A 12,687-nucleotide genomic window follows, 5' to 3' on the forward strand; every position below is an offset into this window, starting at 1 on the left:
ACGAAGCGCTTATTTCTTCGCCTCGTCAACGTAGACATCCGCCAAATTCGACTCCACCCCATCCGCAGTCAACGAATGGTCATGCACCCGCTGATTGGCAATAGTGATGAACACAGGCTGATAGAGATTCAAATCCGGCACATCCCGCGCCACCGTATCCTGAAACTCCTTGAACAGCTTCAACCGCCGCGCAGGATCGTTCTCCACCGCGGCATCCTCGAGCAGCTTGTCCACCACAGGACTCTGATAGTGCGTGCCATTCGAGAACGGCACACCCTTGATGAAGTTCTTCGACCAGTACAACCGCTGCACCCCCACGGTCGGGTCGAACAGGTTGCTCGCCCCGTTGTGCGTGAACGCGAAATCGCGGTCCGTGTAGATGCGCTTGATGAAGGCGCTCGGATCCTGTGCCCGCACCGTCACCGCGATGCCGATGCGTGCCAGGGTCGAACGCAGGTAGTCGGCCAGGCGCGGGCCATCGGCGCCGATGGGGTTGAAGTCCAGCGGCACGCTGAAGCGCACGCCGCCGGCCTTGCGCGGATAGCCGGCCTCGTCGAGCAGGGCGTTGGCCTTCTTGAGGTCGAAGGCATAGGGCGAGGGCGCGGGATCGTGGAAGGCCTTGAGGCCGGGCGCGATCGGTGAATAGCTGACCTGGCCGTAGCCGTAGTTCACCACTTTCACGATCACGCCGCGGTCGACGGCATGGGCCACGGCCTGGCGCACCTTCTCGTTCCTGAAGTACTCGTTGTCGAGGTTGAACTCGAGCCGGGTCACGTTCGACGAGTAGCTGTTGCCCTTGGTCTCGAAGCGCAGCGCGGGCACCTTCTTGAGCCGCTCGAGATCGGCCAGCGGCACCGGCGTGCGGTAGCCGAGGTCGACGGTGCCGGTCTCGAAGGCCACGGCGGCTGCCGCCGGGTCGGTCACGAAGCGCACGATCAGCTGGTCGATGAAGGGCTTGGGCTTGTCCCAGTACTCGGGATTGCGCTCGTACACGATGTGGCTGCCGCGCACCCACTCCTTGAACCTGAACGGGCCGGTGCCGATCGGCGCGTTGTTGTTCGGATTGTTCGCGGGATCGGTGCCCTCGTAGACGTGCTTGGGCACGATCGGCGTCTCGGTCGCGACCAGCGCGCGGATCAGGTAGGGCGCGGGCTTCGACAGCCGCAGGATCGCGGTGTACTTGTCGGGCGTGTCGATGGCCGTGAGGTTGGCGAAAGTGTTGCGGCCGCGCGGATGGATCTTCTTCAACAGCTCGATCGAGTAGGCGACGTCGGCCGAGGTGAAGTCCTTGCCGTCGTGCCACTTCACGCCCTGGCGCAGGGTGAAGGTGTAGGTCAGGCCGTCGGGGCTGATGACCCACTTGGTCGCCAGCTGCGGCTGCGGATTGACGTCGTAGTCGTACTTGAGCAGGCCCTCGGTGACCTTGGCGCTGACGCTGAGGATCGGCGTGGCGACATTGCCGATGGTGACGAGCGCGGTCGGCTCGCTGGTCGACAGCAGGGTCAGGGTGCCGCTGTGGTTGGGCGGCGCAGCCTGCGTGGCGGCGGCGAGGCCGGCGGCGAGCAGCAGCGCGACGGCGGCGCGGCGGAGGTGCGGGGGGCGGAGCAGGGAAGACATGGTGGGAGGAGCGAGAACGGAAAGAAGAAAAAGAGGAAAGAAATCAGGCAACGGCGGCATCGGTCGCGGGAACCGGCGCGGCCGTCACCAGCCCTTCGCGCAGGTCGCGCGCGATGGCGGCTTCGGCACGCTGGGCGGCATCGCCGAGACCACCGCCGCCGGGCGTCTCGACCACCAGCTTGTCGCCGGCCGGAATGAGCTGGCGCCCCTTGGCGCGCAGCGCGCGGCCCGAGGCCAGCCGCAGCCGGCCCGGCGCGCCGTCGCTGCCGCCGAGCGCGCCGCGCGCCGGATGGTCGACGCGGTCGAAGGCGGCGGCGATCAGGAAGGCCGCGTCGGGCTGCGCATGGCGCACCTCGATCACCTGGCCCAGGCCGCCGCGCACCGTGCCGGCACCGCCCGAGTCGACGCGGAACTCCTTGCGCTCGAACAGCAGCGGCGCCTGGGTCTCGAGGATCTCGAGCGAGACGTTGCGCACGCCGCTCGGGTAGGCGGTGACCGAGAGGCCGTCCTTGCCGGGGCGCGCGCCGGTGCCGCCGGTGCTGAAGCTGATCACGTTGAAGCGCGGGCCGCGGCGCACCGCCTCGGCATCGGCCGGCGCGGTGCCGGCCAGCACCTCGCCGCCCACGAGCTGCAGGTTCCACAGCGACGACGAGCCCTCGGCCGGCACGCGGTCGGGCCGGGCCTGGCGCAGCGCGCCGAAGACGGCGTCGGGCAGCAGCTGGCCGATGACGTGGCGCGCGGTCACGGCCGCGGGATGCAGCGCATGCAGGATGCAGCCCTCGGGCGCGGCGACGCGGATCGGCGCGAGCGAGCCCGCGTTGTTGGGCACGTCGGCGCCCACCAGGCAGCGGATGCCGAAGGAGGTGTAGGCGTCGGTGTAGGCCTTGGGCACGTTGATGCCGCGCGCCACCGTGCCCGAGGTGCCGGCGAAGTCCACGTCGATGCCGTCGTCGCCGATGGTCACGGCCACCTGCAGCGTGATCGGCGCGTCGTAGCCGTCGGCCACCAGCGTGTGGTGCCAGGTGCCGCGCGGCCATTCGGCCAGCGCCTCGCGCATGGCCTGCGCTGAGCGCGCGATGACGAAGTCGCCGAGCGCCTCGAGGTCGGCCAGGCCGAACTCGCGCAGCAGGGTGCGCAGCCGCCGGCCGCCGACTTCATTACAGGCCACGAGCGCGAACAGGTCGCCCTCGACCTGCTCGGGATCGCGCACGTTGGCGCGGATGATGGCGTGCACCGCCGGGTCGACCGTGCCGCGGCGCACGAAGCGCAGAATCGGCAGGAACAGGCCCTCGTGGTAGATCTCCAGGCCGTCGGGACTCGAGCCGATGCCGCCGATGTCGACCACGTGCAGCGTGGATGCGAACAGCGCGACCGCGCGCCGCGCCTCGCCCTCGCCATGGAACACCGGCGTGACCATGGTCATGTCGAACAGGTGGCCGGTGCCCTTCCACGGGTCGTTGGTGAGGAACACGTCGCCGTCTTCCATGGTCTCGATCGGAAAGCGGCGCAGGAAGTGCTTGACCGACTCGGCCATCGAGTTGACATGGCCCGGCGTGCCGGTCACGGCCTGCGCGATCATGCGGCCGTCTGGCAGGAACACGCCGGCCGACAGGTCGCCGGCCTCGCGCGTGGAAGTGCCGAAGGCGGTGCGGATCAGCGTCTGGGCCTGCTCCTCGACCACCGAGAGCAGGCGGTTCCAGGCGAGCTGGTGGCGGATCAGTTGGCGGCCGGCGGGGGCCGCGGGCTTGGGTATGGAGCTCATGCGTGGTGGTCCGAAAGTTCGGGGGCGAAGGAAGAAGAAGAGGGAAGGGCGGCGGCCGCGTGGCTGACCAGCCCGGCCTTGAGGTCGCGCGCGATCAGCGCCGGATCGCGATCCGCGGGATCGCCGAGGCCGGCACCGCCGGGCGTCTCGACCACCAGCACCTCGCCGGCCGGCACGAGCTGGCGCCCCTTGCCGCGCAAGGTCGTGCCCGCATGCTTGAGCCGGGCGGTGCCCGGCGCGCCGTCGCCGCCGCCGAGCGCGCCGCGCGCCGGAAAGCGCACGCGGTCCCAGGTGGCAGACAGCACCATCGGGTCGCCATCGGCGTTCTCGACCTCGATCACCTGGCCCAGCCCGCCGCGCGACGTGCCCGCGCCGCCCGAATCGGGCCGGTACTCCTTGCGCCGGAACAGCAGCGGGGCCTGGGTCTCGAGGATCTCGAGCGAGACGTTGCGCACGCCGCTCGGGTAGGCGGTGGCCGAGAGCCCGTCCTTGCCGGGCCGCGCGCCGGTGCCGCCGGTGCTGAAGCTCACGATGTTGAAGCGGCGCGCGCGCCGCAGCGCGTCGTTGGGCCCGCCCTCGATCGGCTGGCCGCCGTACAGGCGGATGTTCCACAGCGACGACGCGCCCTCGGCCGGCACGCGGTCGGGCCGTGCCTGCCGCAGCGCACCGAACACCAGGTCGGGCAGCATCTGGCCGATGGCCGCGCGCGTGGCAACGGCCGCCGGCGGCAGCGCATGGACGATCGAGCCCTCGGGCGCGATCACGCGGATCGGCGCCAGCGAGCCCGAGTTGTTGGGCACGTCCGCGCCGATCAGGCAGCGGATGCCGAAGGAGGTGTAGGCATCGGTGTAGGCCTTGGGCACGTTGATGCCGCGCGCCACCGTGCCCGAGGTACCCGCGAAGTCGACCAGGATGCCGTCGTCGGAGATCGTGACCGCCGCATGCAGCTCGACCGGCGTGTCGTAGCCGTCCACGGTCATGTGGTTGCGCCAGGTGCCGCGCGGCCAGTCGGCCAGCGCGGCGCGCATGGCCTGGGCCGAGCGCTCGATCACGTAGTCGCCCTGCGCCTGCAGGTCGTCCATGCCGAACTCGCGCAGCAGCCGCTGCAGCCGGGTCGCGCCCACCGCGTTGCAGGCCACCAGCGCATGCAGGTCGCCCTCGACCTGCTCGGGCTCGCGCACGTTGGCGCGCACGATGGCCAGCACCGACTCGTCGAGCACGCCGTCGCGCGCGAAGCGCAGCGGCGGCAGGAACAGGCCCTCGTGGTAGATCTCGAGCGCATCGGGGCCGGCGTTCACGCCGCCGATGTCGACCACATGCACGGTCGAGGCGAACAGCGCCACCAGCCGGCCGCCGTGGAACACCGGCGTGACCATCACCACGTCGAACAGGTGGCCCGTGCCCTTCCAGGGATCGTTGGTGACGAACACGTCGCCGTCGCGCATGGTGTGGGCCGGAAAGGCGCACAGGAAATGCAGCACCGAGTCGGCCATCGAGTTGACGTGGCCCGGCGTGCCGGTCACGGCCTGCGCCACCATGCGGCCGTCGGGCAGGAACACGCCGGCCGACAGGTCGCCGGCCTCGCGCGTCGGCGTGCCGAAGGCGGTGCGTATCAGCGCCTGCGCCTGTTCCTCGACCACGGCGAGCAGGCGGCTCCACACGAGCTGCTGGCGCAGCGCCTGGCGCCCGTTGGCAGCGCTGGCAGCACTCATGCCGCCACCGCCGCTGCCTGCTCTTCCTCGTCGTGCCGCACGGCCGTGGTGTCGTCGAGCACCAGCGCGCCGAGCCGGCTCACGCGCGCCTCGAAGCCCGCGATCAGCTGCGTGGTGGTCTCGTCCTCGACGACCAGCGCCGGGCCCTCGATCCACAGGCCGGGCCGCAGCGCGGCGCGCTCGTACACCGGCACCGCCTGCCAGCGGCCGGTCTCGGCGTCGTAGAGCTCGCGCGTGGCCGAGGCCGTAGCGCGGCCCTCGTCGGCCACGAGCCCGTCGGCCTCGGGCGCGGCGCGGCCGCCGGCCTCCACCGCGACCGACCAGCTCACGGCCTCGGCCGCGATGTGCGGCAGGCTGCGGCCGTAGAGCGCGGCATAGCGCGCCTCGAAGCGCTGATGCAGCGCGGCGCTGGCGGCCGCGTCGAACGCGCCCTCGGGCAGCTCGACCGGGATCTCGTGGCCCTGGCCCGCATAGCGCATGAACACCACGCGCTGGCGCACCAGCGGCGCGCCGGGCGCGGCGCGCAGCACCACGTCGTCGGCGGTGGCGGTGAGCTCGTCGAGCAGCCGGCCCACGGCCGCGTGGTCGATGCGGTCGAGCCGCTGGTGCAGGCTGCGCACCGTCTGGTAGGCCACCGGCGCCCAGAGGAAGCCCAGCGCCGAGCCCACGCCGGCCGAGTTCGGGATCACCAGCCGCGCGATGCCGAGCTTGCGCGCCAGCAGCGCCGCATGCAGCGGCGCCGCGCCGCCGAAGGCGATCAGCGTGCTCTCCTCGGCCACCTTGCCGAGTTCCGAGGCATGCACGCGCGCCGCGTTGGCCATGTTCTCGGTCACGATCTCGACCACCGCCTGCGCGGCGGCCTCGACCTCGAGCCCGGTCTGCGCCGCCACGCCCTGCAGCAGCGCGGCGCGCGCGCGCTGCGGATCGAGCCGCACCTTGCCGACGGCGAAGCGCGCCGGGTCGATCGCGCCGAGCGCGGCATGCGCGTCGGTCACGGTCGGCTGCTCGCCGCCCAGGCCGTAGGCGGCCGGACCGGGCGAGGAGCCCGCGCTGTCGGGGCCGACCTGCACCACGCCCAGGTGGTTGACGCGCGCGATCGAGCCGCCGCCGGCGCCGATCTCCACCATCTCGATCACCGGGATGCGGATCGGCAGGCCCGAGCCCTTGAGGTGCCGATGCACGCGGCCGAATTCGAAGCTGCGGCTCAGCTGCGGCTGGTAGTCGTCGATGAAGCAGATCTTGGCCGTGGTGCCGCCCATGTCGAACGAGAGCGCGCGCGTGGCGCCGATCTGCTCGGCCACCTGGCGCGCGAGCACCGCGCCGCCCGCAGGGCCCGATTCGACCAGCCGCACCGGCTCGTCGATGCCGGCCTGCAGGGTGGTGATGGCGCCGCCCGAGGTCATGAGGAAGGGCTCGGCCTTCAGGCCGCGTTCGCGCGCGCCTTCCCGCAGCCGGCGCAGGTAGCCGGCCACCTGCGGCTGCACGTAGGCATTGGCGCTGACGGTCGAGAGCCGCTCGTATTCGCGGATCTCGGGGCAGACGTCGGAGGCCAGCGACACCCACAGCTGCGGCGCACGCTCGCGCAGCAGCTCGCGCACGCGGCGCTCGTGCACGGGGTTCGCATAGCCGTGCAGGAAGCACACGGCCACGCTCTCGATGCCGTCGGCCACGAGCTGGCGCGCGAGCACGGCCACCTGGGCCTCGTCGAGCGGCGTGACCACGCGGCCGGCCGCGTCGGTGCGCTCGACCACGCCGTGGCGCCAGTGGCGCGGCACCAGCGGCGTCGGCTTGTCGAGGAACACGTCGTACTGCGCGAAGCGGTCCTCCAGCCCGATCTCGACCAGGTCGCGGAAGCCGTGCGTGGTCAGCAGTGCCGTGGGTGCGCCCTTGCGCTCGATCAGCGCGTTGGTGGCCAGCGTGGTGCCGAGGATCAGCAGGTCGACGTCGGCCCAGGCCGCGCCGGCGTGCTGCAGCACTTCCGCCACGCCGTCGAACACGGCCTGCTCGGGTGCGGCCGGCGTGGTGAGCACCTTCACGGTGTGCTTGCGCTCGCCGCGCAGCAGCACGATGTCGGTGAAGGTGCCGCCGACGTCGACCGCCACGCGCACGCGGGGGTCGATGACGGGGACGGTGGGGGAGGAGGAGTGCGAGGACATGGCGGCGGTACGGGAGAAGCGGGAAGAACGGGAGAGGACGGAAAGACTCAGAGCAGGTGCGCGCCTGCGCTCAATTCACGAAACGGCGCCGCGGCGGGGGCCGGCGCGGGTGCGGGAGCGGTTGCTGTCGGCGTCGCCTTCGCGAAGGCCCGCGCCAGGTCGGCCACCAGGTCGCCCGGATCCTCGAGACCGACATGCAGCCGCACCACCGGCGCATTGCCCTGCCATTGGCGGTGCTCGCGCAGCCGCTCGGGCTGGGCCGCGAGCGCCAGGCTCTCGTAGCCGCCCCACGAGGCGCCGATGCCGAACAGGGTGAGCGCGTCGACGAAGGCATCGGCCTCGGCGGCCGTGGCATCGCGGAACGCGAAGGACACCAGGCCGCTCGCGCCGCTGAAGTCGCGCCGCCACAGCGCATGGCCCGGGTCCTCCGGCAGCGCCGGGTAATACACGCGGCCGACCTGCGCCTGCTGCTGCAGGAAACGCGCGACCTCGGTGGCATTGCGCTGGTGCTGCGCCAGCCGCACCGGCAGCGTGCGCAGGCCGCGCAGCGCCAGGTAGGCGTCGTCGGCGCCGATGGTCAGGCCCAGCGCCTCGTGCGCGCTCAGCAGCTTCGCGGCCAGCGCGGGGCTGTCGACCACCACGATGCCCTGCATCAGGTCGGAATGGCCCGAGATGTACTTGGTGGCGGCCTGGATCGAGATGTTGGCGCCGAGCGCGAGCGGCTTGTAGAACCAGCCGCCGCTCCAGGTGTTGTCGGTGGCCACGGTCACGCCGCGCTCGCGCGCGATCTTGCTGAGCGCGGGCAGGTCGAGCACCTCGTAGAGCAGCGAGGTCGGCGACTCGAGGTACAGCAGCCGCGTGTTGGGCCGCAGCAGGCTCGCGAGGTCGTCGTGCGCGGGCGAGAAGTACTCGACCGTGATGTTCAGGCGCTTGAGCAGGGTGCTGTCGACGCGCCGCAGCGGCGCATACACGCCGTCGGCCACCAGCGCATGGTCGCCGGGCGACAGCAGCGCGAGCAGCACCAGCGTGATCGCCGACAGGCCCGAGGGCGTGAGGAAGGCGCGGTGCCCGCCCTCGAGCGCGGTCACCGCATCCTCGAGCGCGCGGTGCGTGTCGAGGCCATGGCGGCCGTAGGAGGCCACGCGCTCGCCCGCGGTGCGGCGGTGGTGATGATCGGCATGCGCCGCGGTGTTCTCGAAGCGCACGGTGCTCGTGCGCACCACGGGCACGTTGACCGGGCCCGAGCCGGCGCGCAGTTGCGGCGCGCCCGCATGCAGCAGCCGCGTCGCGTCGTGCAAGCCGTTGCCCGCGCTCATGCCACCGCCTTGCTCGGCTGCAGCTGCGTCGCGTTGTAGTTGACGATCGCGCCGGTCTCGAGGTTCACGCCGATGCGGCGCGACAGCGTCTCGAGCGGCTGGCCGTAGAGATGGAAATGCAGCGTGGGCCGGTCGCCGATCACGTGGATGCTGTGCAGGTCCTCGGGCAGGAAGGCGATCGAGGTGCCGGGCTGCACCGTCACCTCGCGCTCGAGTTCGAGCCGCGCGCGTGCAGGGTCGCTGCCGTCGTCGGTGCGCCGGTAGACGCGGTTCTCCTCCTGGCCCTCGACCGCCACGATGGTGGCCCAGGTCGTGTGGTTGTGCGGGATCGAGGTCTTGCCGGGATTGATCGAGTTCAGGTAGAGCGCCACGTCGTCGTCGCCATCCCCGGGGTTGAGCCGGTAGCGCGTGGAGGCGCCCACGCCTTCGCTCGCGGCCGGCGGCGGGAAGTCCTCGCGCGTGAACAGGGCGGCGTTGGCCGCGAGCTTCTCGAGCCGCGCCGTGATGCGCGCGAGCACCGCGCGGTCGAGTGGCTGGGCGGCGGCGATGGCGCGGATGTCGGCCAGGGCCTGGTCGACGGCGATGCGGCGCTGTGCCGCGATGGCGGTCGTGTCGTTCTGGGATGTGGTCATGGGGAGCCTCGGTGGGTCAGAGGGCGAAGCGCAGCCGGTCGAAGGGCGGCGTTTCGGGGAAGGGGGCGGGGCGGCGCGCGGGCACGGCGGCGTCCGCCTCGTCGGAGCGGTCGCGCGCGCCGTCGCCGAGCGCGCGATGCAGGAAGGCGCGCGTGCGGTCGCTGGCGGGCGCGCGGAAGATGCGCGCGGGCGGGCCGTGCTCGACGATCACGCCGGCCTCGGTGAAGTAGACGGTGTCGCTGATCTCCTCGGCGAAGCGCATCTCGTGCGTCACCAGCACGCAGGTCAGGCCCTCGCGCACCAGGTCGCGGATCACGGTCAGCACCTCGCCCACGGTCTCGGGGTCGAGCGCCGAGGTCACCTCGTCGAACAGCATCAGCTCGGGCCGCATCGCGAGCGCGCGCGCGATCGCCACGCGCTGCTGCTGCCCGCCCGAGAGCTCGCCCGGATAGGCCGCGGCCTTGTGCGAGAGCCGCACCTTGTCGAGCAGCTCGCGCGCCTCGCGCTCGGCGGCGGCGCGCTCGCGGCCGGCCACGCGCGTGGGGGCGATCACGAGGTTCTCGAGCACCGTGAGGTGCGGGAACAGGTTGTACTGCTGGAACACGAAGCCCACGCGCTTGCGCAGCGCGATGAACTCGGCCTCGGCGCGCAGCGCGTCCACGCGCGTGTCGCCGACGCGGATCTCGCCGCGCTGCGGGCGCAGCAGCCCGGTGATGCAGCGCAGGATGGTCGACTTGCCCGAGCCCGAGGGCCCGATGATCGATACCGCCTGGCCGCGCTGCACCTCGAGCGAGATGCCGCGCAGCACCGCGTTGGCGCCGAAGGCGAGCTCCACGTCGCGCAGGGCGACCAGGGGCGTGTTGGAGAGGAGGGTGGCGGTCTCAGTGGCGGGCATGGCGGCGTTCCAGCGCGCGCGTGGCGCGGGCGATCGGGTAGCAGTAGGCGAAGAACACGGCGAGCAGCGTGAAATAGACCAGCACCGTGAAGTCGGTGCGCGCCACCGTGTTGCTCGCGACCTGGGCCGCGTCGACCACGTCGTGCGCGCCGACCAGCGAGGACAGCGCCGTGCTCATCGTGATGCTCGCGTAGAGGTTCATCCACGGCGGCAGCATGCGGCGCAGGCACTGCGGCAGCACGATCAGCCGGAAGATCTCACCGCGGCGGAAGGCCAGCGATTGCGCCGCCTCCCATTGCGCGCTCGGGATCGACTGGATCGCGCCGCGGAATATCTCGGCCACCACCGCGCTGGTGGGCAGCGCGAGGCCCAGCACCACCTTGAGCCAGTCGGGGAAGGGCACGGTCCAGGCGACCAGCCGCAGCTCGAACGGAAACACGTAGGTGGTGAAATAGATCAGCACCAGCACCGGCGCGTTGCGGAAGAACTGCACGTACCAGCGCGTGGCCCCGCGCACCGGTGCGAACGGCGAGAACGACAGCGCGCCCACCAGCAGGCCCGCGGCGGTGCCGATCGCCATCGCGAGCACGCTGATCTGGACGTTGGTGAGCAGGCCCAGCAGCAGCGTGGGCGACCATTGCCACAGATGGCGCAGCGCGACGGGCGTGGTGCCGGTGGCGGTCCAGGCCGCGACCAGCAGCAGCACGGCGGCCAGCGCGGCGAGCCAGGGATGGCGGCGCGGATCGAGGTGCGCGATGAAGCCTGCGCCGGCATGGGCGCCGAGCGGGGAAGCGGCCGGGGTCGCGGCAATCTCACTGGCCATAGCCGGGCATCCGCCAGCGCGCCTCGAGCCAGCGCCCGGCCAGGCTCACGAGCCAGGTCAGCAGGCCGAAGTACAGCAGGATCAACAGCAGCAGCTCGAGCACGTTGTCGCGCTGCGTCCAGATCATGATCGACTCGTAGGTCACGTCGCCCACGGCGATGGCCGAGGCCACCGCCGTCATCTTCACCAGGTCGACCAGGTTGTTGACCAGCGAGGGCAGCGCGAAGCGCAGCGCCAGCGGCAGCTCGACGCGCCACAGCAGCTGGCGCTGCGAGAAGCCCAGCGAGCGCGCGGCCTCGAGCGTGACGCGCGGCACCGCATCGATGCCCGCGCGCAGCGCCTCGGCATGGAACACGCCCTTGTGCAGCGCGACCACGATCACCACCCAGACGAAGGGCGTCAGCGGATTGCCGCCGAGGCCCTGGAGCTGCTGCGTGATCAGCATGTTGAGCACGAGGAAGGCGCAATAGAGCTGCACCAGCGTCGGCGTGTTGCGCGTGACCTCCACGAAGGCGCGCGCCGGCAGCGCGACCCAGCGCCGCGGCGAGGTCAGCGCGGCCGCGATCGCCACGCCGGCCGCGAGGCTGCAGGGCACGGTCAGCACGCAGAGCTCGAAGGTGACGAGCAGGCCGCGCAGGAAGGCCTGGCGCTCGCCCGCATCGAGCACGAAGGCGTAGTTGAGGCCCAGGGTCTTGAGCGCGGCCACGGCCTGCGCGAGCAGTCCGGCGTCGTTCATGGCTGGCGCGCCGACGATGGCGTGTCGGTGGAGGAGCGTGGCTTCATGGCGCGAACGGAAAGGGCAGGGCGCGGCGCCGGTTCAGGGGCGCCGCTCACGGCGAACGGAAGGTTGCGATGCGGACGGGCCGGGCGGGGCCGTGGCCGTGGGTTCAGGGCGCGGCGCGCAGCTTGGCCTGCAGTTCGGGCAGCAGCGGCTGCGGCGGCTCGATGCCGTTGCGCTTCTCGGTCTCGATCAGCCAGCCGCTGCGATGCCATTGCTTGACCACCTTGTCGACCGCGGCGATGGTGTCGGCCTCGCCCTTGCGGGCCCAGACCACCGAGGGCGCGGGCAGGATCTCGTCGCGGATCGGCGCGGCGTAGGCGGCCCACTCGGGATTGCTGCGCAGCAGCGGCTGGATCAGCGTGGCGTCGTGCACGGCGGCCACGCAGTTGCCGCCGCGCAGCGCCAGCAGCGATTCCTGCGCGGTCTTGAAGCCGCGCACCTGGGCGCCGTACTGTTCCTGCAGCGGCTTCACGAAGCTGCTGCCCTGCGAGGCGCACACGGTCTTGCCGCGCAGGTCCTCCCACTTGGCGATGCCGCTGGTCTTGAGCACGGCGGCCGTGCCGCCCACGCGGTAGAAGGGCGTCGGCGCATAGCCGAGGATCTCGCCGCGGTCGGCGTTGTATTCCATCGAGGCGATCAGCAGGTCGACCTTGCCCGACTGCAGGAACTGCACGCGGTTGGCCGGCTGCACCTGCACCAGCTCGACCTCGGCGCCGAGCTGCTTGGCGAGATCGCGCGCGAGGTCGGGGTTCCAGCCCACGAGCTGCTGGGTGGCCGGGTCGATCGAGCCGAAGGGCCCGCCGTTGACCACCACGCCGATCGCGACCTTGCCGCGCTGCTTGATGCGGTCGAGCGTGGCGTCGGCATGGGCCGCGCCGGCCAGGCCGAGCAGGGTGGCGAGCGCCGCGGCGGCGAAACGGGAGGAAGAGGGGGAGAAACGCGAACGCGGACGGGAAGTCATCGAATGAAAGGGGCGAAGCAGGGCAGGCGGCG

Annotated in this window: 10 protein-coding genes; all 10 read right to left on the reverse strand. The window is 71.8% G+C overall.

From position 1 onward, the window contains the following. Positions 1-9 precede the first annotated feature (9 nt). The 10 genes from AC07RV_RS01690 to AC07RV_RS01735 all read right to left on the reverse strand — a co-directional run bounded on the left by AC07RV_RS01690 (position 10) and on the right by AC07RV_RS01735 (position 12,655). Positions 10-1,617, reverse strand: a complete 1,608-nt coding sequence (locus AC07RV_RS01690) for an ABC transporter substrate-binding protein (protein ID WP_296779680.1) — start codon at positions 1,615-1,617, stop codon at positions 10-12. A gap of 43 nt (positions 1,618-1,660) precedes the next feature. Beyond that, positions 1,661-3,379: a hydantoinase B/oxoprolinase family protein gene (locus AC07RV_RS01695; RefSeq protein WP_296779682.1), complete on the reverse strand. Its 1,719-nt coding sequence runs from the start codon at positions 3,377-3,379 to the stop codon at positions 1,661-1,663. After that, complete coding sequence (locus AC07RV_RS01700; RefSeq protein WP_296779685.1) at positions 3,376-5,091, reverse strand: hydantoinase B/oxoprolinase family protein; 1,716 nt, start codon at positions 5,089-5,091, stop codon at positions 3,376-3,378. The genes AC07RV_RS01695 and AC07RV_RS01700 overlap by 4 nt, the downstream gene beginning before the upstream one ends. Next, positions 5,088-7,247 carry a hydantoinase/oxoprolinase family protein gene (locus AC07RV_RS01705; protein WP_296779688.1) on the reverse strand — a complete coding sequence of 720 codons (2,160 nt, stop codon included), beginning with the start codon at positions 7,245-7,247 and terminating at the stop codon, positions 5,088-5,090. Before AC07RV_RS01705 ends, AC07RV_RS01700 begins: the two co-directional genes overlap by 4 nt. Before the next feature lie 47 nt (positions 7,248-7,294). Beyond that, positions 7,295-8,563, reverse strand: a complete 1,269-nt coding sequence (gene metC, locus AC07RV_RS01710; RefSeq protein ID WP_296779690.1) for a cystathionine beta-lyase — start codon at positions 8,561-8,563, stop codon at positions 7,295-7,297. Further along, on the reverse strand, positions 8,560-9,195 hold the full coding sequence (locus tag AC07RV_RS01715; RefSeq protein ID WP_296779692.1) for a cysteine dioxygenase family protein: 636 nt from the start codon (positions 9,193-9,195) through the stop codon (positions 8,560-8,562). The genes metC and AC07RV_RS01715 overlap by 4 nt, the downstream gene beginning before the upstream one ends. A 16-nt stretch (positions 9,196-9,211) precedes the next feature. Continuing rightward, on the reverse strand, positions 9,212-10,090 hold the full coding sequence (locus AC07RV_RS01720; RefSeq protein ID WP_296779694.1) for an amino acid ABC transporter ATP-binding protein: 879 nt from the start codon (positions 10,088-10,090) through the stop codon (positions 9,212-9,214). Then, positions 10,077-10,913, reverse strand: coding sequence for an amino acid ABC transporter permease (locus tag AC07RV_RS01725; protein ID WP_296779696.1), 837 nt, complete (start codon positions 10,911-10,913; stop codon positions 10,077-10,079). The genes AC07RV_RS01720 and AC07RV_RS01725 overlap by 14 nt, the downstream gene beginning before the upstream one ends. After that, positions 10,903-11,649, reverse strand: coding sequence for an amino acid ABC transporter permease (locus AC07RV_RS01730; protein ID WP_296779699.1), 747 nt, complete (start codon positions 11,647-11,649; stop codon positions 10,903-10,905). Before AC07RV_RS01730 ends, AC07RV_RS01725 begins: the two co-directional genes overlap by 11 nt. 151 nt (positions 11,650-11,800) lie before the next feature. Next, positions 11,801-12,655: a transporter substrate-binding domain-containing protein gene (locus AC07RV_RS01735; RefSeq protein WP_203207492.1), complete on the reverse strand. Its 855-nt coding sequence runs from the start codon at positions 12,653-12,655 to the stop codon at positions 11,801-11,803. Positions 12,656-12,687: the final 32 nt, after the last annotated feature.

Source organism: Variovorax sp. GW821-FHT09B01, from assembly GCF_059418345.1.